General features: G+C 55.2%; 17 protein-coding genes and 1 pseudogene. 12 read left to right on the top strand and 6 right to left on the bottom strand.

The genetic code is table 11. The features are described 5' to 3' along the window. Nucleotides 1–9: 9 nt before the first annotated feature. Nucleotides 10–1,149 (top strand): UDP-N-acetylglucosamine--LPS N-acetylglucosamine transferase, encoded by a 1,140-nt coding sequence (locus DYE26_RS14535; protein WP_036624940.1) that lies wholly within the window; start codon nt 10–12, stop codon nt 1,147–1,149. Nucleotides 1,150–1,204: 55 nt separating this feature from the next. Here DYE26_RS14535 and trmB read toward each other — a convergent pair whose 3' ends face one another. Further along, nucleotides 1,205–1,912 carry a tRNA (guanosine(46)-N7)-methyltransferase TrmB gene (gene trmB / locus DYE26_RS14540; RefSeq protein ID WP_036624942.1) on the bottom strand — a complete coding sequence of 236 codons (708 nt, stop codon included), beginning with the start codon at nt 1,910–1,912 and terminating at the stop codon, nt 1,205–1,207. 334 nt (nt 1,913–2,246) lie between these two features. On the opposite strand from trmB, the gene mnmL reads away from it, so the two are divergent. The 4 genes from mnmL (at nt 2,247) to DYE26_RS14565 (ending at nt 5,880) form a co-directional block, all read left to right on the top strand. After that, the gene (gene mnmL, locus DYE26_RS14545) at nt 2,247–3,224 is read left to right on the top strand and encodes a tRNA modification radical SAM protein MnmL/YtqA (RefSeq protein WP_036628576.1); all 978 of its coding nucleotides are present in this window, start codon (nt 2,247–2,249) and stop codon (nt 3,222–3,224) included. Next, nucleotides 3,203–3,784, top strand: coding sequence for a tRNA 5-(aminomethyl)-2-thiouridylate-methyltransferase MnmM (gene mnmM / locus DYE26_RS14550; protein WP_036624943.1), 582 nt, complete (start codon nt 3,203–3,205; stop codon nt 3,782–3,784). The genes mnmL and mnmM overlap by 22 nt, the downstream gene beginning before the upstream one ends. Before the next feature lie 70 nt (nt 3,785–3,854). After that, nucleotides 3,855–4,256, top strand: coding sequence for a VOC family protein (locus DYE26_RS14555; RefSeq protein WP_036624945.1), 402 nt, complete (start codon nt 3,855–3,857; stop codon nt 4,254–4,256). A gap of 664 nt (nt 4,257–4,920) precedes the next feature. Further along, nucleotides 4,921–5,880: an alpha/beta hydrolase gene (locus tag DYE26_RS14565; protein WP_036624946.1), complete on the top strand. Its 960-nt coding sequence runs from the start codon at nt 4,921–4,923 to the stop codon at nt 5,878–5,880. A gap of 883 nt (nt 5,881–6,763) precedes the next feature. Here the strand turns inward: DYE26_RS14565 and DYE26_RS14575 are convergent. Further along, a pseudogene (locus tag DYE26_RS14575) lies at nt 6,764–8,416 on the bottom strand (B12-binding domain-containing radical SAM protein); the annotation flags it as partial. Nucleotides 8,417–8,427: 11 nt separating this feature from the next. Next, nucleotides 8,428–10,266 carry a DNA helicase RecQ gene (recQ, locus tag DYE26_RS14580; protein WP_036624950.1) on the bottom strand — a complete coding sequence of 613 codons (1,839 nt, stop codon included), beginning with the start codon at nt 10,264–10,266 and terminating at the stop codon, nt 8,428–8,430. A 463-nt stretch (nt 10,267–10,729) separates the two neighbouring features. Here recQ and DYE26_RS14585 point away from each other — a divergent pair, with 463 nt between their 5' ends. The 5 genes from DYE26_RS14585 (at nt 10,730) to rlmD (ending at nt 16,440) form a co-directional block, all read left to right on the top strand. Further along, nucleotides 10,730–12,409, top strand: a complete 1,680-nt coding sequence (locus tag DYE26_RS14585) for a spore germination protein (RefSeq protein WP_051985635.1) — start codon at nt 10,730–10,732, stop codon at nt 12,407–12,409. Next, complete coding sequence (locus DYE26_RS14590) at nt 12,357–13,445, top strand: GerAB/ArcD/ProY family transporter (RefSeq protein WP_036624951.1); 1,089 nt, start codon at nt 12,357–12,359, stop codon at nt 13,443–13,445. Before DYE26_RS14585 ends, DYE26_RS14590 begins: the two co-directional genes overlap by 53 nt. A 2-nt stretch (nt 13,446–13,447) precedes the next feature. Further along, the gene (locus DYE26_RS14595) at nt 13,448–14,671 is read left to right on the top strand and encodes a Ger(x)C family spore germination protein (protein WP_063836321.1); all 1,224 of its coding nucleotides are present in this window, start codon (nt 13,448–13,450) and stop codon (nt 14,669–14,671) included. 12 nt (nt 14,672–14,683) lie between these two features. Then, on the top strand, nt 14,684–14,878 hold the full coding sequence (locus tag DYE26_RS14600) for a CLC_0170 family protein (protein ID WP_036624952.1): 195 nt from the start codon (nt 14,684–14,686) through the stop codon (nt 14,876–14,878). Between the two features lie 89 nt (nt 14,879–14,967). Continuing rightward, nucleotides 14,968–16,440, top strand: coding sequence for a 23S rRNA (uracil(1939)-C(5))-methyltransferase RlmD (gene rlmD / locus DYE26_RS14605; protein ID WP_036624954.1), 1,473 nt, complete (start codon nt 14,968–14,970; stop codon nt 16,438–16,440). Nucleotides 16,441–16,841: 401 nt separating this feature from the next. Here the strand turns inward: rlmD and DYE26_RS14615 are convergent, their stop codons facing one another. Further along, nucleotides 16,842–17,831, bottom strand: coding sequence for a Gfo/Idh/MocA family protein (locus DYE26_RS14615; protein WP_036624956.1), 990 nt, complete (start codon nt 17,829–17,831; stop codon nt 16,842–16,844). Between the two features lie 200 nt (nt 17,832–18,031). Between DYE26_RS14615 and DYE26_RS14620 the strand changes: the two genes are divergently transcribed. Beyond that, a complete protein-coding gene (locus DYE26_RS14620) occupies nt 18,032–18,898 on the top strand; it encodes a MurR/RpiR family transcriptional regulator (protein WP_036624957.1) in 867 nt (288 codons plus the stop codon). Between the two features lie 50 nt (nt 18,899–18,948). Further along, entirely contained in the window at nt 18,949–19,854 is a 906-nt protein-coding gene (locus DYE26_RS14625) for an AraC family transcriptional regulator (protein ID WP_036628580.1), read from the top strand. A gap of 132 nt (nt 19,855–19,986) precedes the next feature. On the opposite strand, the gene DYE26_RS14630 is transcribed toward DYE26_RS14625, so the two are convergent. Both DYE26_RS14630 and DYE26_RS14635 read right to left on the bottom strand, forming a co-directional pair. Next, nucleotides 19,987–20,949, bottom strand: a complete 963-nt coding sequence (locus DYE26_RS14630) for a transketolase family protein (RefSeq protein ID WP_240534171.1) — start codon at nt 20,947–20,949, stop codon at nt 19,987–19,989. Next, nucleotides 20,946–21,797: a transketolase gene (locus DYE26_RS14635; protein WP_036624960.1), complete on the bottom strand. Its 852-nt coding sequence runs from the start codon at nt 21,795–21,797 to the stop codon at nt 20,946–20,948. Before DYE26_RS14635 ends, DYE26_RS14630 begins: the two co-directional genes overlap by 4 nt. Nucleotides 21,798–21,823: the final 26 nt, after the last annotated feature.

Below are 21,823 nucleotides of genomic sequence, written 5' to 3' on the forward strand. Positions count from 1 at the left end.
GAAACCAAAGTGCATAAACAAAGAGTCTTGCTTTTATCCGAAGGGTTTGGAGCGGGACATACCCAGGCGGCCTATGCGCTCTCCAGCAGTTTACGGAAGCTGGCGCCAAACGTGCAAACGAAAGTCCTGGAGCTCGGCAGTTTTTTGAACCCGAGAGTGGCTCCGCTGTTCATCACCGCGTACAAAAAAACAGTGTCCACCCAGCCCAGGCTCATCCGCATGATGTACCGCAGCAATTACAAAAAATCCATGAACCGATTGACGACGCTTGCTCTACATCGGATTTTTTATACCCGCACCATCCAGATCATACGCCAGTTGCATCCCGACGTGATCGTCTGCACCCACCCGATTCCCAGCGCGGTCATCTCGCGGATGAAGCGGCTGGGCATGCTTGACGTGCCGCTTTGCACCGTAATTACCGATTATGATGTGCACGGGGCGTGGGTAAGCCGGGAAGTGAACTGCTACCTCGTCTCCACCGACCAGGTGCAGCGCAAACTGATGGACCGCGGCGTGGACAAGAGTAAAATCCTGATCACGGGCATTCCCGTGCATCCGAATTTCTGGGAGCGCCACCGCAAAGAAGACATCCGCCTGCAGTTCGGCTTGAAGGACATGCCGACCGTTCTGGTGATGGGCGGCGGCTGGGGGTTTATGAAGGATGAGGCAGTGAACTCGCTGCTGGCCTCATACCGGGAAAATATCCAAATCATTTTCTGCTTCGGCAGCAACGAAAAGTCGCTGGAAAAGATGAAAAAGGATCCTCGCTTCATCCATCCGAATATTCGGCTGCTCGGATTCACGAAGGAAATCGACAAGCTGATGGAAATATCCGACCTGCTGATTACGAAGCCCGGGGGAATGACCTGCTCCGAGGGACTGGCCAAAGGCATCCCGATGCTGTTCCACAAGCCGCTTCCCGGCCAGGAGGAAGAAAATTCCCACTATTTCGCGCAGCAAGGATGGGGGACTCCGATCGATTCCCTGGACGATATCACGAATTGGATCAAACGCCTGACCGACGATTACGAAGAGGTCGTCCGCGCCAGGGAAGACGCGCTGAGCCATATCGCCCGCTTCCGTCCGATGCAGAGCGCCCAGGCCATCATCGATCTTCTTGGAAACACGAATTTCATTCGAAAATAAAACAAGGCGGCGCGAAGGGTATCCCTTTGCGCCGCCTTGTTTTTTCAAGCCCGATCTAAAACCGCTCCAGCTTATGTTCATGATACCGCTGCAGCGCCGCTTCCCCCACAATCACCTCGCAGCGGTAAATCGGCAGGCCTTGACCGACGAACTTGCTTTCGTATTCCGTCATGACATGCCCCTCGTTAACGCCTCCCTCATGCAGGCTGAGTGAAATATCGCTCATCTGCAGCCCGCACGCGGCAAACGAATTCAACGAAAACTCGAACAGAATCCTCGAATCCGTCTTAAAGTGAATTTCCCCCCGCTCGTTCAACAGGGCGCGGTATTTGTCCAAAAATCTGGGGTGCGTCAACCTTCTCCGCCAATGCTTCTTCTTCGGCCAAGGATCGCTGAAATTCAAATAAATCCGCTCCACTTCCCCCGGAGCAAAAAACTCCTCCAGCGATTCGACGTTGCCGAGCGCCAGCCGAACGTTTTCCGGCCGCTCCGCGCCCTGTTCCCGCCAAATCGCCCGCACTTTCTCGCCCGCCCGGCGAATCAGTTCATCGTACATATCCATGCCGATAAAATTGACCTCCGGGTATTTTACGCTCATCCCGCTGATAAACTGTCCTTTTCCCATGCCAAGCTCGATGTGAATCGGCCGTCCGTTGCCGAACGCCTCCGCCCAGCGTCCTTTATATTCCCGGGGATCCAGCACAACCAGGTCGCGCTGCTGCTCCAAATCCTCCCGAATGCCTTTTCTGCCGCGTAAACGCATGTTATTCCTCGCTTTTCTGGTTATTCGTACTTGCAATATTTTGCCGAAGATCGTCATAAAAGTAAAGAGCGGAAAATGAAAAAGGAACCGAAACGAACGCCGGGGAGACGAACGAGTGATTCCTTTTTCGATATATTTTGGAATTGGGGTTCCAACAAATTTAATACATTCAAAATAGCATAATCCGTATTTCACTGCAAGGAAGCTACCAGGCTGTATTCCCCTTTTTTCGAAAAATTTGATACAATGAATCAGGTAGAATCGCCGAAACGACGGGCTTTTCCCAGTGAATAAATATACAAAAAATTTTTTTGACAAAATAAAGGAGCTTGTGATGAGTACACTAATGGCGGACACTCCTGCTTTGTGGGGAGACAAGCGATTTCATACCTGGAATACCGAGATGCGCCGCGAATTCGGGGAAAAAGTGTTCAAGGTGATGCTGGATGCCGGCTTTACCTGCCCCAACCGCGACGGTTCTATCGCCAAAGGCGGCTGCACCTTTTGCAGCGCCCGGGGCTCGGGAGATTTTGCCGGCAGCCGCCGGGACGACCTGGTGACCCAATTCAACCGGATCCGCGACCGGCAGCACCAGAAATGGCCGCAGGCCAAATACATCGGTTACTTCCAGGCCTATACGAACACGTATGCCCCGGTGGAGGTGCTCCGCGAATATTACGAGGCGATCCTCGAACAGCCCGGCGTCGTCGGCTTGTCCATCGCCACCCGGCCGGACTGTCTCCCGGATGACGTCGTCGATTATTTGGCCGAGCTGAACGAGCGGACTTATTTATGGGTCGAGATGGGGCTGCAGAGCATCCATGAATCGACTTCCGAACTGATCAACCGGGCGCATGATACAAAGTGTTATCTTGACGCCGTCGAGAAGCTGCGCAAACGCAACATTCGCGTCTGCACGCATATCATTTACGGCCTCCCCCAGGAAACCCATGAAATGATGCTCGAAACGGGGCGGGCCGTCGCTGCCATGGATGTTCAGGGTATCAAAATCCACCTGCTTCACCTGATGCGCAAAACGCCGATGGTAAAGCAGTATGAAGCCGGACTGCTGCGGTTCCTGGAAATGGACGAATACATCAAGCTGATCGTCGATACGCTGGAGTTTCTGCCGCCGGAGATGATCGTCCACCGCCTGACGGGAGACGCGCCGCGCGACCTGCTGATCGGGCCGATGTGGAGCCTGAAAAAATGGGAAGTGCTGAACGCCATCGACGCCGAGCTGAAACGGCGCGATTCCTGGCAGGGCAAATACTGGAGGGGGCAAGGGGCATGGGTTTCCTCTCGGTGTTAAGCATGGCCCATAAGCTGGCCGGCGAACGGCTGCAGCCGGGCGATGCCGCGGTCGACGCCACCGCCGGCACGGGGGCGGACACGCTGTTTTTGGCCAAAGCCTGCGGACCGAAGGGGCGGGTGTTCGCCTTCGATATTCAACCGCAGGCCTTAAACCTGACCCGGGAGCGGCTTGACAAAGGGGCGCCCTCCCCCCTGGCCGGCGTCACCCTGATCGAACGCAGCCATGCCGAGATGGAGGCTGCTTTGCCCGCCGAGGTCCATGGCCGTTTGGGCGCCGTGATGTTCAATCTCGGCTACCTGCCGGCCGCAGGAGCGGACCCGGCGCTGATCACGCTCCCGGACAGCACGATCCCGGCGCTTGAGGCCGCCGTGCGCCTGCTGCGGCCGCGCGGGATTCTCACCGCCGTCCTCTACCCGGGGCACCCTGGCGGAGAGACCGAAGCCGCAGCCGTGGAAGCCTGGGCCGCGTCACTGTCCGCCGCAGATGGACAAGCGATTGTATACCGGCAGCTGCAAAGGCCAGCCGCGCCTTATCTGGTCGCCGTAGAGAAAAGATAAGCGATGAACGATGAACAGCGAACAATAAACAATAAGCGGCAAACGATAAAAGAAAGGCTGGGGTTTATTCATGGGTATTCGCAAAATCGAGCATGTCGGAATCCGCGTGTCCGCGCTGGAGGATTCGATCGAATTTTACGAGCGGGTTATCGGGCTGAAGCTGCTTCACACGATCGGGGAGGTCGGCGACCCGTTGCGGCTCGCTTTTCTGTCTTTTCCGGGACAGGAGTCAGTAGAGGTAGAACTGGTTAGTTTGCAGGGCGGGGAAGATCTGCCGGGAGAAGGGCGCGTTCACCACATCGCCTTCACCGCCAGCGAGATCGAGGAAGAATACGCCCGCATCGCCGCTTTGGGCCTGTCGGGGCTTGATGGGGAAATCCGCTCGCTCCCGGGTGGCGGCGGCCGCTTTTTCTTCTTTAACGGACCGGACGGCGAGCGGATTGAGTTTTTTCAGCCGGCGGTGACGGTGTGACGGAATTGCGGTGTTATGAAGTTGCAGTGTAACGATGTTGCGGTCGGTGTTGCGGTGTAATGTTGTTGCAGTGTAATGGTGTTGCAGTGTAATGGTGTTGCGGTTTGACGGTGTTGCAGTGTGACGGTGTTAAGGTGTGATAGAGTTACAATGTGACGGAGTGACGGACTGACGAGTGATGGACTGACGAGTGATGGACTGACGAGTGATGGACTGACGGAGTGACCGTCTTCGGGTCGAACGCGGCTTTCCGCTTTCGCAGCATAAAATTGGCAATCAAGCCTTGATCTAACGGGGAAATCCGTGATCTACCGGTGGAGCCGACGCTAAATCAGAGCGGAAAGCTTTTCCCGGTTTTGGCAACGGCTTCGCGGGGGCAGCTTCAGTAATAGTTGCAAAGCGACCGCCCCACTAGGCCGGATTTGGTTAAGGCCTACAGCCGAGTTGATTTTTTTCACGGGAAGAAGGGCAAGCCGATGGAATCAACTGCGAAAGCTGATAGTACATCTCATTTAGGGCTATATAATAAAAAAGTAGACTTTGGCCCGAAATGAACTGCATTTTTACATTTGAACCATCGGATTGACCTGCTTTTAGGCTGATTTTCATTCTGTGAAGTTGAATTGCGTTTTTCTTAACTAATCTGAGAAAGCGAGTGCTGCGCATGGAAGAGCGAACGTTTACGTTCGAAAACAGCGCCGGCCATAACGTGTTCGTCTATCGCTGGAGCGCGGAAGGAGCCGCTCCCCCGCCGCGGGGTGTGCTGCAAATCGCTCACGGCATGGCGGAAACCGCGAAAAGATACGAGCGCCTCGCCCGGGTGTTGACCGCCTGCGGCTTTGTCGTTTACGCCAACGACCATCGCGGCCACGGCCGCACCGCCAGAGGCCCGGAGGAATTGGGCTGGCCCGGCGAAAACGGCTTTAACGGCATGGTGCAGGATCTCATCAACCTTGGCGCAATCATCCGCGGCGAGTACCCGGAGCTGCCGCTGTTTTTGCTCGGCCACAGCATGGGTTCTTTTTTAACGCAAAAAATAATGTATGCTGCACACGAGCCTTACCGCGGGTTCGTCCTTACGGGTACGAACGGGCCGCGCTCGCTGCTCGGCTTCGGCAAAAACCTGGCCCGCCTGCAGGCAAGGTTTCAAGGAGATGATCATCCCAGTTTCCTGATGAACGCGCTCACCTTCGGCGGCTTCAACCGGAAGTTTCTGCCCGCCAGAACTCCGTTTGACTGGTTGTCCCGCGACGAGCTAGAGGTCGACAAATACATAAACGACCCTTACTGTGGTTTTCTGTGCAGCGCCGGTTTTTTTCAGGATTTTTTCGATCTGCTGCAGGAAATCCATCAGCCGGAGCACATGCAGTTTATCCCGAAACATAAGCCGGTCTATATTTTCGCCGGCGACCAGGACCCGGTCGGCTTGCACGGCGAAGGCATTCGGCGGCTGAGCGCTTTGTATTCCTGGCTGGGGCTGCAGGAAGTCGAGGTGAAGCTGTACCCCGGCGGGCGCCACGAAATGCTGAACGAAATCAACCGTGACGAAGTGATGAACGATCTTGCCGATTGGTTGGAGCGCCATTTGCCTATCAGCGCAGAGGCTGAGGGCAGCTCATCTTAGTATAGCAATCAAGCCGCTGAATAAGTCAGCGGCTTGATTTTGGTGTTTGCGCAGGTTGATCAGCAGTTGGCTTCCCGTCGAACGTTCTCCGATACTCAGTGGGTCGTCCGCCAGATACTCGGTGGAATTCCCGGAGGAATACCTGCCGGATGCCTGCCGATATTCGATGGGATACACAATAGCGGAGTTTTTTGTCCTTATTTTCGTAATTCGGCCACTTTTCGCAGCAATAACGACATTCTTGGTCTCTATTTCTGCGGCGGGCCCCCATTTCTCCCCCATTTTAGCTGGTCTGTGGAAAATAAGCACCTTTTATACCGCTAATTGTCTCATATCCCGGTTTGGAAGAAAATAACGACATTTTGGGCCTCTATTTCCACGCCTGTGATGGAGGAAGTGCCGGAATTTACTGAAATGCCAGCGGCGCATGGAAAAATACCGGGCGCTCGTCCTCGTTCTGCTGGTACAGCACGATCAGCAGGGTCGTGTCCGCAGCGGCGGGGAGAGGATCGGCGACTGAGAGTGAAACGGCGGTTGTGGCCGCGTCTACGGTTGTCGCCGGAGCCGCCGCTACGTCTTGGCCCGCGGCCGTGAATGCAGCGGCGTCTGCGCCCGCGGTTGCGGTTGCAGCATCACCCGCGCCTGCGGCTACGACTTCCACGCCTGCGGTTACGGTTGCGGCATCACCCGCGCCTGCGGCTACGACTTCCACGCCTGCGGTTACGGTTGCGGCATCACCCGCGGTTGCGGCGGCTGTAGCTGCGACATCGCCTGCGCCTGCGACATCCGCGCCTGCGCCTGCGGTTGCAAGATCGCCCGCGCCTGCGGCGGCAGCCGCAACCGTGCTCCCGCCTTGGTCCGCAGGCTCTGCCGGGGCTTCCTCCCCGGCAAGCACGTCGCCCAGCCGGAACGGCAGCACCTGCAGGCAGGCGTATTTCTGCAGTTCGCGCTCGTCCAGACCGTAGGCCGCGAAGTCCGCGGATAACGCCGCCGGATGCTTCGCCAGCGCCTTGAAATAGCCGCTGCGGCGCTCCTTGTCCAGCCGGTCTTCCCACCAGATTTTGCGCGGCTTGTATTTATGCCCGAGCAAATAATCGAGCTTCATCAGGCCAAGGGCCACCTCCGGCCGCTTCAGGCCGCGATGGGCGAGAAATTCGTGCAAACGGGCGAACAAATCCTCAAGCTGATGGCCGATCCGCTGCCAGCCCCGCTCCTCCCAGTAATCGCCGAACTCCTGGAAGAAATCGAACGGCGAGTCGAACTCGCGGCTCACCAGATATTCCAGTGTGTGGTCCATCCGATGCGCGTTCCAGTATTTCTCCAGCACATCCTCGAGCCGTTTCAGGCGCACGACGTCCGAAAACGGCAGCACATCGTTGCCCAAAATCTCATATGGAGCATGGTCCATATACACGTAATTGTATTTGGCCGCGTTATTCCGCAGCCCGGTTCCGCGCAGCATTTTCAGGAAGCCGAGCTGCAGCTCCTCGGGACGCAAAGCAAACACGTCGTTAAACGTCTTGCGGAACGTCGCGTAATCCTCCTCCGGCAGCCCGGCGATCAGATCGAGGTGCTGATCGATTTTGCCGCTGTCCTTGATTTTGGTCACCGTGCGGGTCAGCTTCGCGAAGTTCTGCCGCCGCTTGACGAGCTCGTTGGTCGGATCGTTCGTCGACTGCACGCCGATTTCGAAGCGGAAGATCCCCGGCGGCGCGTTTTCCGCCAGAAAATCCAGCACCTCGGGCCGCATGATGTCCGCCGTGATTTCGAATTGAAACACGCAGCCTTGATGGTTGTCGATCAGAAACTGGAACATTTCCATCGCATAGCTGCGGTTGATGTTAAACGTGCGGTCCAAAAACTTGATCGTTTTCGCTCCGTGCTCGATCAGGTACAGGATGTCGGATTTCACCCGTTCGATATCGTAATAGCGCACGCCCACCTCGATGCTGGACAAGCAAAACTGGCAGCTGAACGGGCAGCCCCGGCTCGTCTCAAAATAAATGATCCGCTTACCGAGGTTCGGGATGTCTTCGGGAAAACGGTGCGGCGAAGGCAGCGTGTTCAGATCGGATTTCGGACGCGGCGGGTTGATCACGACTTCCTCCCCTTTGCGGTAAGCCGCGCCGAACACGAAGTGGAACTTCCGGTCGCCGGACAGCTCCTGCAGCAACTGATGGAACGTCTCCTCGCCGTCGCCCATCACGATGAAATCGACATCGCGGACGCGCTCCATCCAATGCTGCGTATCGTAAGACACCTCAGGGCCGCCCAGCACAATCGCCGTTTCCGGCAGCACCTTTTTCAGCAAGCGGATCACTTTGATCGTCTCTTCGATGTTCCAGATGTAACAAGAGAAGCCGACCACGTCGGGCCGGCGCTGAAACAGGTCGGAAACGATGTTCATCACGGGATCCTTGATCGTATATTCGGCCAAATCGATATCGAACTCGTTCCCGCTGTAAGCTTTAAGCAGCCGAATGGCCAGTGAAGTATGGATAAATTTTGCGTTTAATGTCGCCAGTATGACTTTCATATTTCACAACCCTATTCCATATTTTGAAAAAATTCCAGAAACGGTTTGCCGTATTTGCGATATTTGACTTCCCCCACGCCCTTGATCTTCAGCATATCCGCTTCGCGCGTCGGGCAGACGACGCTCATTTCGCGCAAGGTCGCATCGTTGAAAATGATATAGGAAGGAACGTGCTCCTTCTCGGCGAGATCGCGCCGGATGAGGCGCAGCTGCTCGAAAATCGTCTCATTCACCGCGGACGGGCCGTCGTCATAGCCCCTGCGGCGCGATCCGCCGCCGGATCCGCTCTGTTTGCCGGCCGCCGGCTCCGGCGCGCGCAGCATCACTTGATGGCGGCTTTTCAGCACCTCCACGGCCAGCGGCTGCAGGCGTACGACCGGGTACTGCCCCTCCGACAAGGCCAAATATCCCTCGGCGATAAACACGTTGATCAGCTCGGAAATTTCCTTCTCCGTGCGCGTGCGCATCATCCCGTAGGTCGGCAGCGAGTCGAAGCCGTACTGCAGCACCTTTTTGTTCTGCGAGCCCTTAAGAACGGAGGAGACCAGCGACACGCCAAACCGCTCCCGCATCCGGTGGATGCAGGAGAAGACGATCTGCGCGTCGCGGGTCATGTCGACCAGCTCGCGTTCGTCCCGGCAGGAGCTGCAGATGCCGCACGGCGTATGGTCGTGCTCCTCGCCGAAATAATCGAGCATCGCCCAGCGCAGGCACTTGGTCTGATAGCAGTACTCCACCATCTGCTGCAGCTTGCGGTATTCGTTGCGCTTGCGGCTGTCGTCCTGCGGATTTTGCTCGATCAGAAATTTTTGCGTCATAATGTCCTGCGGGCTGAACAGCAAAATGCATTCGCTCGGCTCGCCGTCGCGGCCGGCCCGGCCGGCTTCCTGGACATACGCTTCCATATTTTTCGGCATATTGTAGTGGATGACGTACCGTACGTTCGACTTGTCGATCCCCATGCCAAACGCGTTGGTGGCGACCATGACGCGAATATCGTCATACAAGAACGCCTCCTGGCTTTCCTCCCGCTCCTTGTCGGACAAGCCGGCGTGGTAGCGGCCCGCCGGAATGCCGGAGCGGCGCAGCCGGTCGTACAGATCGTCGACCTCCTTGCGGGTCGCCGCATACACGATGCCGGGCTGGTGCGCGTGCGAGTTCGCATAGTTCATCACGAATTCGCGTTTATTTTCGCCGCGCAGCACCGACATCGCCAGATTGTCCCGGCCGAGGCCGGTAACGAACACGGCCGGTTCGGCAAGCCGCAGCAGCGACACCATGTCGTCCATAACCTCCGGCGTCGCCGTGGCCGTAAAGGCCGCGATGATCGGGCGCTGCGGCAGCCCTTGCACAAACGGCGACACCGCCAGGTAACTCGTCCGGAAGTCGTGCCCCCACTGCGAAACGCAGTGCGCTTCGTCCACGGCTACGCAGGAGATGGTCAGCCCGCTCATCTCCTCGCGGAACCAGTCCAGCTCCAGCCGCTCCGGCGCCACGTACAGCAGCTTCAGCTCGCCGCGCCGGGCGGTGCGGATGCGCTCGTTCACCTCTTTGCCGGTGAGCGTGCTGTTGATGTAAGCGGCGGAGATCCCCATCGCGGTCAGCGCGTCCACCTGATCCTTCATCAAAGAAATGAGCGGCGACACGACCAGCGTAAGCCCCGGCAGCAAAAGCGCCGGAACCTGGTAGCAGATCGATTTGCCGCCGCCGGTGGGCATGATGCCGAGCGTGTCCGCGCCCGACAGCACGCTTTCCACGATTTTTCGCTGACCTTCGCGGAAATCGGGGTAGCCGTAATATTTTTGCAGCAATTGCCGCGCTTGTTCCATGTTTGCTGTTTGTGAAATCATTTGCTCCTCACTCTTTTCTCCCTAAATCCATATACTTAAAGTTTACCGGGCTTGGCCGCACCTTGGCAACCATGATCCATCGATCCGCGAATTCATCGCTCCGCGATTCGTCGATCCACGACCCATTAAGCGGGCCGCCTCACGCCCTTTCGCCGCCTAAATAAACCGCCTCTACATAAACATTTCCAAAATAACCAACACTCTAATTAGTTAGCGTGCTTCTACACAAGTTGAACTATTGATTGTATGGATCAGGGCAGCCGTGTGAAATGTTTTTGCGGTCGCTGTTGTTCGCGGATTTCTGATGATTTTTTTAGATTCCAACAAGGATGAAATCCGCTCACAAAGGCGACCACTGGTGTGCCTAACTTCCGCATTTGTTTAGTTCAACTATGTATAACCCGTTTAGGCGGGCGAATAGCCGCACCCGAACGATCAAACACTGCAGCGGAGGGCTTAAGTGATGTTGGATTGGAAACGCAAATACGAAACTTTTGTGGAAAAGCAGCGCCAAGCCGGCTCCTCGTCTTCTTCCTCCAAAGATACCGGTGGACAGGACGGTAAGCGGGGAAACGCCAAGCAACTGGACATCAGCCTGGAACGCAATTTGCGGGAGGTGCAGGTGCGGCTCGGCGACAATACCGATCTTACCGTTCGGAAGCTGCATTACGGCAAGCGGGAAGCGGCATTGTTGTATTACTCCTCCCTAACCGACCAAAAGCAAATCCAGGAAGGGATCGTCAGAGCGCTGATGTCGGCGGAGGGCGGACGGGAGGCAGGTTCGGGGGACGATGTGCTGGCCGCCATTTGCGAAGAAACGGTCTACATTAATGTAGGAGCGCGCAGCGCGGATTGGAGCGCACTGCTGGAATGGATGACCAAAGGGCATGCCCTGCTGCTTCTGGACGGATACGCCGAGGCGCAAACCTTTGACACGCGCAAAATCGAAAAACGCGGGATCGAACAGCCGCAAACCGAGCAGGTCATCCGCGGCGCCCGGGAAGGATTTATCGAAGCTTTGGAAACGAACCTGTCCCTGATCCGTTACCGGCTGCAGAGCGCCAGTCTGAAAATCGAAACCGGGGATATCGGGGCGCGGACCAAATCGAAAGTGGCGGTGTGCTATATGGACGGCATTGCGAATCCGGATCTGATCGGCGAAGTGATGCGGCGGTTGGCGAAAATCAATATCGACGGAATCATCGATACCGGTTACATCGAACAGTTTATCGAAGATCAGCCGCTTTCCCCTTTCCCGCAAATCCAAAACACGGAACGGCCCGATAAAACCGTCGCCGCCTTGCTGGAAGGGAGGGTCGCGATTTTGGTCGACGGCTCCTCCTTTGCGCTGATCGTACCGGCGCTGTTCGATCAGTTTTTTCAAACGATCGACGATTATTCCGAACGGTTCCTGATCGCCAGCCTGCTCCGGTTCGTGCGGCTCGCGGCCTTGATGTTTTCGATTTTCTTCCCGTCGCTGTACGTGTCCGTCATCTCCTACAACCCCGAGCTGATGCCGACGGATTTTGCGGTCGCGGTCGCCGGCGGACGGGCCGGAGTTCCTTTTCCCGCCATGCTGGAAGTACTCATTATGGAGGCTTCCATGGAAATTCTGCGCGAAGCGACGATCCGGCTGCCGCAGATGATCGGGGGCGCCTTGTCGATCGTCGGCGTACTCGTCGTCGGCCAAGCCGCCGTCTCGGCCGGCTTAGCAAGCCCGATTACGGTCGTCATCGTCGCCCTGACCACGATCGGGTCATTCGCTACACCGGCCTATAATGTGGCGATCGCCTTGCGTATGCTCCGGTTCCCCCTGATCATTCTCGCCGGCTTGTTCGGGCTGTACGGGGTGATGATCGGAAGTATTTTTATCATCAATCATTTGCTGTATCTCGAATCGTTCGGAGTCCCTTATCTAAAGTCGATTGTGGCCAAAAAACGGGCCGGGGTCAAGGATACCTTCGTTCGCGCTCCGCTCTGGTGGATGGGCAGACGCCCCGCCTATCTGCATGCGGTCGACGATACGCGGCGCGCCGAGGGCATGTTTGAGCACCAATTTGAAAAGATCATTCTTCCGGAGGGAAATCTCGATGCAAAGCGCAGGAAAAATCAGCACGATTCAACTGGCGGTCGTGATCAGTAGCACGATTTTCGGCTCTAATGTCTTAAGCTTTCCGAAAATCATGGCCGAAAGCGCCGGCACCGCAGCCCCGTTAATCACGGTGGCCGGAACGGCCTTTGCTGCGGTCAGCCTGTTCATCTTTGCGATCCTGAGCCAAAGGTTCAGCGACCGGACGATTTATGACTACAGCCGGAACCTGATCGGCAAATGGCCGGCTTTTTTCATCAATTCTTTGGTATTGGCCGTTTTTCTGATCACGACCGCCCTCGGACTCCGGCATACCGGTGAGGTGCTCTCCACCGTCGTCTTTCGCCAAACGCCCATCGAGATGAGCATTTTGCTGATGCTGCTTCTGGTCGCTTTCTCCTGCCGCCGGAACGTGCTTAAGTTTTGCTACGTGCATATTTTTTACTGGCCTTTCGTAATTACGCCGTTTTTGTTTCTGTTTCTGGTTTCCGCCAAATCGATCAATCCGCTGAATCTCATGCCGCTGCTGGGCAATGAGCCTGCGGATCTCGTCCCGTCGCTCTTTTCGTCGGCTTCCCTCTATTTGGGATCCTTTATCATCGCCATCCTGCTGCCTGTAACGGAAAAGCCAAAGAAGGCCCTAAAGGCAAGCGTTATCGCCATTTCGGTCGCGGGGGGAATGTATTTGCTGATCATCATTTCGGCCCTTGGCATATACGGGGTGGAAGAAACCAAGCTTCTGCTGTACCCGACCCTTGAAGTGGCCAGGTCCATTGAGCTCGGCGGCCAGGTCATCGAGCGCTTTGACGCGATCTTTATCATCATGTGGGTCATTAACATCTACTCGACGCTGTATTCCGGCTATTATTTATCGGCTTATTCGCTGTGCGAACTGCTGCGGGTAAAGGACCAGCGCATGACGTCGACCCTGCTGATTCCCGTCTTTTTCGGCATTTCCATGCTCCCGAATGATTTGTTTCAATTGTATGAGATCTCCCGGATCGCGGATTGGTCCAGCTATATTTTCCTGACGGGATACGGGCTGCTGCTTTTGGCGGTTTCGCTGGTTCGGCGCGGGAGGAGGACTTAACCATGAACAGGAGACTTGCCAAAAGATGCCTGCTTGGCCTGATGGCTTTAACCCTGCCGCTTAGCCTGTCCGGATGCTGGGATCAGGTTGAAATCGAAAACCGGGCGTTGGTGCTTGGCCTCGCCATCGACGAAGCTCCGCCGGAGAGCGCCAAGGAAGATCCGAAGGTAACCATCCTCAAAGACCAGCCGCCCAGCGCCAAAATGTTCCGGGTGACCGCGCAAATCGCCGTTCCCGGGCGCGTTCCTTTAGGGCCAAGCAGCGGAATGGGCGGCGGGAACGAGAACACCAATCCGGTCTGGGTCGTTCAAGTCATCGGTCACAGCCTGGACGAAGCGCTGAACAATTTGCAGCAGCAAATTGCCGATCCCCGCTATCTCGTGCATCTGCGGATTATCGTGATCAATGAAAGCATCGCCCGGCAAGGGCTCGATGAACTAAGCGATTTTCTGCGCCGCAACCCGGAAGTCCGCCGCCGTATCTGGCTGCTTGTTTCCGATATTGAAGCGGCAAGGCTGATGAAGGTGGCTCCTCCGCTGGAACGCGTACCGACGCTTTATCTCGATGCTATGGTGGAAAAAGCGGTCGATATGGGCAAGTTTCCTCCCAATTTTCTTGGGGCTTTCTGGGATGAGGAATCGAAATGGGGGCAGGACGGCTACCTGCCTTACGTCACCATTCAGGGCAAAGATAATATTTTGATCAAAGGGCTCGCGTATTTCAGCGCCGGACGTCTCGCCGGAACGAGCGATCCGATCGAAATCGGGGCTTTTATGGCGGCCAAAGGCCTGAATCCCGGCGGATACTCCACCCTGTATCATGTCCCCGGCATCGGTTACGTCATGACCAAGGTCACGGAGCGGCACACGCGGACCATCGTCAAAATCGTTGACGGCAAACCTCGCGTTTCCTTTAAAATTCATGTGGAATCCGTCCTTGACGAACACTTCGATTCCGGTCAAGCCATCGACAGTTCGGCGGACATCCGGCGTATTGAGAAAGCATTCGATCAAAAAGCGGCCGCCCTGATCAAAAGCTTTATCCGCAAAACCCAACGCGATCATTCGGATATTTTCGGAATCGGAGAATATGTCAGAGCCCACTACCGTTCCTTCTGGCGGGACAATATTCATCAAAAGCGCGATTGGGAGCTGATGTATTCGGACATTCCCGTTGATGTCGAAATCGAAAATACGATCCGCCGCGTCGGAATAAAGAGCAAATAGGAGGAAAACCGTATGATTCGCGTGCTCGCATCCACCTCCGTCATGTTCCTGTTCTCGGGACTTATTCTGCTGCTGGTGGACAAGGAGATTTACAAAGTGACGCATATGAAAAAGGAGCACCGCTGCGCCCGCTTCTTTGGCTGGGCCGAAGTCGCCCTCTCCGCCGCAGGGCTGCTGACTTTTCTATTGCTGCACGCCTTGAATTAAAAACCGAAGCGTTAGCTGCCAGTGGTGCTCCACGACCCCGCATGGTATAGTGGGTCTGTACATATTTCGAAAATGGAGAATCCGGATCAATGAAAGACAACAAACAACAACATTTTGATAAAAAAATACAGACGCCGGGAAAAAAACACGGTTCGAAGCCGCGTCCAAAGCAATCCGCCGCAACCCGGGAGGAAGCCGACCGGCTGCAGGCCGGAGACAGGATCGTCGTCACGGTCAAGAGGCTCGGGATCAACGGCGAAGGGGTTGGCTACTACCGCCGCAAGGCGGTATTTATCGAAGGCGCCATCCCCGGGGAAGTCATCAAGGCGGAAGTTACCGGTGTTTCGGACAAGTTTATTTCCGCCGTCATCAAGGAGATCGAAAAACGCTCCCCTTACCGGGTGGATGCGCCATGTCCGGTTTTCGGCATTTGCGGCGGCTGCCAAATCCAGCACCTGTCTTACGAAGGCCAGCTCGCCGGCAAGGAGGACATGGTGCGCGAGGCCTTTTCCCGTTATGCCGGATTGCAGGACATGCGGATTAAGCCGATACTGGGCATGGAGCATCCCTGGAATTACCGCAACAAAGCACAGCTGCAGCTCGGCATGGCCCAGGAAGGCGTGATCGCCGGACTGTACGCGGCCGACTCGCACAAGTTGATCGACATCACCGGCTGCCCGATTCAACATCCGAAGATCAATGAAGCGGTGGACCGGACGCGCAACGTCCTGCAGCAGTTGCAAATCCCCGTCTACCGGGAAAAAAGCAATCAGGGGCTCGTCCGCACAATCGTCGTTCGCTGGGGGTTCCAGTCGGAGCAGCTCCAGGTCACGCTCGTAACGGCGAGTGACAAGCTGCCGCGCCAGGCCGAGTTGATCAAGGGACTGCGGCTGGCGCTGCCCGATTTGACGAGCATTGCGATGAACGTCAATCCGAAAAATACATCGCTTGTCTTCGGCAACAAGACGGTGATTCTTTGGGGCGAAGACAGCATCCGGGAGTCGCTTGGCGACCTGGAGTTTACGTTATCGCCCCGCGCCTTTTTCCAGTTGAACCCGATTCAGACGGTGAAGCTGTACGAAACGGTGCGCGCCGCCGCCGGGCTGACCGGCCGGGAAACGGTCGTCGACGCCTACTGCGGCACCGGTACGATCGGCCTGTGGCTGGCGCCTTACGCGCGGGAGGTGCGCGGGATCGAGTCGATCCCCGAGGCCGTCGAGGACGCCAAGGCAAACGCCGCCCGCAACGGCCGCGGCAACGCCTCCTTTTACGCCGGCTACGCGGAGGAACTGCTGCCCCGCTGGGTGAAGAGCGGCTTCGCGCCCGACGTGATCGTCGCCGACCCGCCGCGCACCGGCCTTGATCCCCGCTTCCTCGAAGCGGTCCTGCGCACGAAGCCGAAGCGCTTCGTTTACGTGTCCTGCAACCCTTCCACCCTGGCCAAGGATTGCAAGGTGCTGCTGGACGGCGGCTATGCTATCGACTGGGTGCAGCCGGTCGACATGTTCCCGCAGACGAGCCATGTGGAGTGCGTTATCCTACTGCAACGGAAAAACGGTTAAATCCCCTTCCGAATTAATCGAAGAAAGAATTAAGGAACTGGGCGACTGGCGGAGCCAGTTGCTCTCAAAGTTGGGGAACCTGGTCAAGCGGGTCGAACAGGAGGAAGTTGAGGAGTGAAAGTGGAGCGGGCAGCTTCTGGAAGGACGAACTGCCGGCCTTCAAAAATAGTGGAATTTTATGTTCTTATTATCGGGAGCCCTAGCATGTTGATCCCTATAGCGGATTTTTTTGTCCCTATTTTCCTATAAATGGTCCAAAACATAGGTATATCCTGGCGACCGGGGAGAATAGCGACATAAATTTCCTCTATTTCTCTCAAATGGACGGATATCGCCGGAATAACGACCTTTTTTGTCCTTATCATGACGAAGTTAGGCGCTAAACCGGTACTCATTTATGATCAGCCATAATCAGCGGCGAATGTAATACCGGCCGATTCTCTCGCCGCTTGCACGATCTCCATCACTCTCCGGCTTTGCTCCAGCAATAGCTCCGCGGCCTGCGTGTCCCGCTGGGCTATCATCCGTTCAAACTCCACGAACTCGTCATACATCCGGTGCGCGTGATTTTTATGATCCACTTTTTCCGGCGGCGCTTGACGATGGAGAGTATAGGTATACGAATCGCAGATATTGGCCGGACTGTTCATCTGAATGACGCCCTTGTCTCCTTGAATGCTGTAGAAGGCGGAAGCCGAGCTATCCTTGGCGCCAACGCAGACGGCCTTAAAATGTCCGTAATCCAGCAGCAATACGCCGGAAGTGTCAATCCCCCGCTCGATATTGGCCGTATATTGCACATGTTCCGGGCTGCCGAACAATCCGGTTACCCAGTGGATGTTGTAAATGTTGATGTCCATCAGCGCTCCGCCGGACATTGCCGGATCAAACGCGGGCAGCGTGCTCCCTGCTTTAAACGCGTCATAACGGGAGGAATATTGGGAGTAGTTGCACTGCACGATTTTGATATCGCCAAGCAATCCCGCACGTTCTTTTATCGATTTGTAATTTTGCAGATGAATCGTTGTGACCGCCTCCAGCAGCATCAAGCCGCGCTCGCGCGCCAGCCTGTCCAACTCCAGAAACTCCCGCAAATTCGATGTAAAAGGCTTCTCGCAAATCACATGTTTACCCTGCAGCAATGCCTTTCTGGCAAAAGAATAGTGCAGATGATTGGGCAGGCCGATATAAACTGTATCCAAATCATCCTCCAGCATCCTGTCGTAATCCGTGTAAATCTCCGGAATCCGATACTGCTGCCGTAATTGCCCCAGTTTCTCATAGCTTCTTGGTGTCCCGCAGATGGCGATGACGGAAATGTTGGGAATCTCATGAATAAAACTCAACAAATCCAACACGATCTTACCCGCGCCCGCTATTCCCAATTTCATCTTGTCCGCACACTCCTTATCCTTGTAATTTAATGACTCCATTATAGGAACATAAACTCCCGCTCGTATAGAGACTGCCGCCAGAATGGTACTTATGTTCAGCCGTGCCGATGGCGCTCCCCCTAATGCTGAACTAAAAGTTCATTTTCTATACTTCTGAGCAAATCCTTTGGTACAATAAATCTTGAGGTGTGGGTCTGATGAAAATACTAACATTGCTGAAAGAGATGAGAGGTTTTACGCCAAATGAACAGAGTATTGCCGCCTACGTTCTGCAGCATCCGGAGAACTGCCTGTCCTTAAGCATCCATGAGCTTGCCCGAGCGGCTTTCACCTCGCATTCCGCCGTGGTTCGTCTGACGCAAAAGCTCGGCTTGGCCGGCTTCAAGGAATTCAAAATCAAACTGGCCCAGGAATTGCAGCAGTCCCTTCAGCAGATTTCCGGCGTAGATCCGAACCTGCCTTTTGGGGTCGATGAGTCTTCCATTCAGGTAGCCAAAGGGATGGCCGAACTCTTGAAGGAGACCATTGAGAAAACATTTGTTTTGCTGGATCATGAGTTGTTGAACCGGTCTGCCGAAATGCTGAACCGTGCGAAGCGGATTTTTATGTTTGCGTTGGGGGATTCTCAAATTCGTGCCCAGAGCTTTCAAAATAAACTGATTAAAATCAACAAATATGCCATTATTGCCACCGAACTGGCGGAATGGGCGCAGCATACCATGAATATGACTCCGGAGGATTGCGCCGTTTTTCTGACGTATCACAGTAAATCGCCCATCTATTTGAAGGCCGCCCGGCATCTCAAAAATACCGGAGTTCCCATGCTGACCATCACCTCTTCGGCCCGCAGCGAACTGGCCGCACTCAGTAAGGTTTGTATTCAGGTGCCAAACGACGAGTTGTCCTATGCCAAAATCGGGACCTTCTCTTCCCAGATCGCATTTGAATATGTGTTAAACGTGCTGTATTCCTGCATTTACAAACTCGACTACTCCAAAAATAGGCAGACCGCCCTGCAATCGCTAACTGCCTTTCAAGCGTTCGACATGATGCAAAATCTATGAAAATTGAGGATATAAATCGTAACCGGAAGGAGCAGGCAAACATGGAAACTATGAATGAACCGCAGCGGATGGAGCAGGCCTTGCAGCAATTGGCGCGGTTGATCCTTCGCCACGCCCCGTCGAACGGAACGCATCGGACGGTTATGCCTTCTTTGACGCTGATGTATGCCGCGCATCCGGCGGAACCGCTGGAAACCGTACACAAGCCATCCATTTGCGTCGTGGCGCAAGGGGCGAAGACGGCCACATTGGCGGAGGAAACCTACCGTTACGATCCTTCGACTTATTTGGTCACTTCCGTCGAATTGCCGACCATCGGGAGAATTGTCGAGGCTACGCCCGAGATCCCCTATTTAAGTTTAAAGCTGAGCTTCGACGCCGACGTCATTCTTGAGATCTTGAACAAAATGGATCTGCCCGTTTCCGCTCCCGCGGAAGCCGGCCGCGGCATCAGCGTAAACCGGATGTCCTCATCGCTGCTCGAAGCCGTCGTGCGGCTCATGCAGTTGCTCGACACGCCTGAGGATATACCGATTATGGAGCCGCTCATCGTCCGCGAAATTCTGTATCGAATGCTTCAAGGGGAACCAGGGGCGCTCCTCCATCAATTTGCGATCGTCGGCAGCCATGGGTACAACGTCGCGCAGGCGATCCGGGTGATTAACCGGCAATATGACCGCCCGCTGGCGGTCGAGCAGCTCGCCAAGTCCGCGAACATGAGCGTGTCGGCGTTTCACAAGCATTTCAAACGCGTCACCGCGATGAGTCCGTTGCAATACCTGAAATCGGTGCGTTTGCAGGAAGCCCGGCGGTTGATGTTGGCGGAGTCCATGCCGGCATCCGATGCGGCGTTCCGCGTCGGCTACGAGAGCCCGTCCCAGTTCAGCCGGGAATACGCCCGGATGTACGGAAAACCGCCGATGCGGGATGTCCAGGAGACGACCAGTCGGTCATGAACCTGGATCGGCTCCGAATATTCTCCTTCAGAACATAAGGGCACTCCCCTTGCTCCCAGCAATGTTATATTCAGCTTTATTTTACAGGAAAAAAAGAAGATCAGGACGCCGATGTCCTGATCTTCTTTTTACTTATCGAGAGGCAACCTCCTCCGCCGCACCGGCAATATCCTTCGCGGTCAGCTTGTAGAACTGTTTTAGGTATTCAAGCTTGCCGACCTGGCCGAATTGTTCCCTGACGCCGATCCGCCGCATTCGGGTAGGGCAATGTTCACTGAGCACCTCGGCCACGGCGCTTCCCAGTCCGCCGATCACGTTATGGTTTTCCGCCGTAACGACCGCTTTGGTTTTTTCGGCGTACTTGACGATTAACTCTTGATCGATGGGTTTGATCGAGAACATATCGATCACTGACGCTTCGATGCCCTGCTCTTGCAGCAGGTCAGCCGCTTTTAAGGATTCCGCCACCATAATACCGCTGGCAATAATGGCGACATCGCCTCCTTCACGCAGAACCTTTCCTTTCCCCGCTGCAAACACCTCATGTTCCGGGTAAAGTTTTACGGCATGTTTGCGGATCGTGCGTATATAATGAATCCCGTATTCTTGTTCAATTTTGCGCAGCAGGTAACGCAGCATCGTGGAATCGCTCGCCTCATACACCTGGGCCCCCGGAATCAGCCGAACCAGGCCAAGGTCTTCGAAGGCCATATGGGTACCGCCGTTATGCTCGGCGGTCACGCCGGCGTCGGAGCCTAAGATTTTGATGTTCGTTTTCGCGTAAGCGCCGGAAACGAACAGCTGGTCAAAGGCGCGGCGGGTGGCGAACTGGCCGAAGGTATGGACATAAGGGATCTTGCCCGTCAGCGACAGACCGGCGGCAACCCCCATCATATTCGCTTCCATAATTCCGGTGTTGATGAGTTGCCCCGGAATCTCTTTCATTATTTTATTTGTCGAGATTGCGCTCATTAGATCGGCTTCCAGGCCGATGACATGGGGATTGGCCTTGGCCAGCTCCAACAACGTATTGGCATACATTTGGCGCATTTCCACGTTTTCCATTTCATAGTTTCCGGCAACTGCGTTCATCATAACTCCACCGCCTTTCCAAGTTTAGCTTCCAATTCCGCAATCGCCCTTAAAATAGCGGCTTCATCGGCTTCGCTGGGACGGATGTGATGGTTATCGGCCTTCTCTTCCAGATAAGGAACGCCCTGCCCTTTGACCGTATCCAAAATAATCGCAACCGGCTGATCCCCCTGCGCTTTTCCTTGTTCAATCGCTTCATGGATTTCCCGCAACGAACCGCCGTCCACCTTCATCGCGTAAAAACCAAAAGCGCTAAACTTCTCCGCAAAATCGAGCGGATCGATAATGTCCTTCGTTAAGCCGTCCAGCTGTTTTTTGTTGTCATCCACAAAGACAAAGAGGCGGTTCAGCTTATGATGCGCCGCGAATTGAAAAGCCTCCCAGCACTGCCCTTCGTTTAATTCGCCGTCCCCTACTATGCAATAGGTGTAATTGTCCTTACCCGATAGTTTATGAGACAGAGCTACCCCAACAGCCGCGGAAATGCCTTGGCCTAAAGATCCGGTGGTCATATCCACGCCCGGCGTTAAATTTTTATCGGGATGCGAAGGGAGCTTCGTGCCGTTTTGATTTAACGTATACAGAACTTCTTCGGGAAAGTAGCCTTTAGCCGCCAAAGCGGCGTACAGCCCCGGTCCGCCATGGCCTTTGGATAAAATGAAATAATCGCGTTCCTCCCACTTCGGGTTTTGCGGATCGACTTTCATCACACCGCCATACAATACGGCCAAAACCTCTACGATAGACAAGCTGCCGCCGTAATGGCCAAAACCAAGATGATGCAGCTCTTTTAACGTTTTTAAGCGGATTTCGTCACGAAATAATTCCAGTTTCTGCATATCCAAGCCCATTCGTATTTCCTCCTCTGGTATGTCTG

The sequence above is a fragment of the Paenibacillus macerans genome (genome assembly GCF_900454495.1).
Lineage (GTDB): Bacteria > Bacillota > Bacilli > Paenibacillales > Paenibacillaceae > Fontibacillus > Fontibacillus macerans.

Bases quoted from the DNA above. Each gene is read 5' to 3' on its own strand.
- DYE26_RS14595 (WP_063836321.1), top strand. From the start codon at position 13,448: ATGAACAGGAGACTTGCCAAAAGATGCCTGCTTGGCCTGATGGCTTTA.
- DYE26_RS14555 (WP_036624945.1), top strand. From the start codon at position 3,855: ATGGGTATTCGCAAAATCGAGCATGTCGGAATCCGCGTGTCCGCGCTG.
- DYE26_RS14565 (WP_036624946.1), top strand. From the start codon at position 4,921: ATGGAAGAGCGAACGTTTACGTTCGAAAACAGCGCCGGCCATAACGTG.
- DYE26_RS14630 (WP_240534171.1), bottom strand. From the start codon at position 20,949: ATGATGAACGCAGTTGCCGGAAACTATGAAATGGAAAACGTGGAAATG.
- DYE26_RS14635 (WP_036624960.1), bottom strand. From the start codon at position 21,797: ATGGGCTTGGATATGCAGAAACTGGAATTATTTCGTGACGAAATCCGC.
- DYE26_RS14585 (WP_051985635.1), top strand. From the start codon at position 10,730: ATGTTGGATTGGAAACGCAAATACGAAACTTTTGTGGAAAAGCAGCGC.
- DYE26_RS14620 (WP_036624957.1), top strand. From the start codon at position 18,032: ATGAAAATACTAACATTGCTGAAAGAGATGAGAGGTTTTACGCCAAAT.
- rlmD (WP_036624954.1), top strand. From the start codon at position 14,968: ATGAAAGACAACAAACAACAACATTTTGATAAAAAAATACAGACGCCG.
- trmB (WP_036624942.1), bottom strand. From the start codon at position 1,912: ATGCGTTTACGCGGCAGAAAAGGCATTCGGGAGGATTTGGAGCAGCAG.
- mnmL (WP_036628576.1), top strand. From the start codon at position 2,247: ATGAGTACACTAATGGCGGACACTCCTGCTTTGTGGGGAGACAAGCGA.
- DYE26_RS14625 (WP_036628580.1), top strand. From the start codon at position 18,949: ATGAATGAACCGCAGCGGATGGAGCAGGCCTTGCAGCAATTGGCGCGG.
- DYE26_RS14615 (WP_036624956.1), bottom strand. From the start codon at position 17,831: ATGAAATTGGGAATAGCGGGCGCGGGTAAGATCGTGTTGGATTTGTTG.
- mnmM (WP_036624943.1), top strand. From the start codon at position 3,203: ATGGGTTTCCTCTCGGTGTTAAGCATGGCCCATAAGCTGGCCGGCGAA.
- recQ (WP_036624950.1), bottom strand. From the start codon at position 10,266: ATGATTTCACAAACAGCAAACATGGAACAAGCGCGGCAATTGCTGCAA.
- DYE26_RS14590 (WP_036624951.1), top strand. From the start codon at position 12,357: ATGCAAAGCGCAGGAAAAATCAGCACGATTCAACTGGCGGTCGTGATC.
- DYE26_RS14600 (WP_036624952.1), top strand. From the start codon at position 14,684: ATGATTCGCGTGCTCGCATCCACCTCCGTCATGTTCCTGTTCTCGGGA.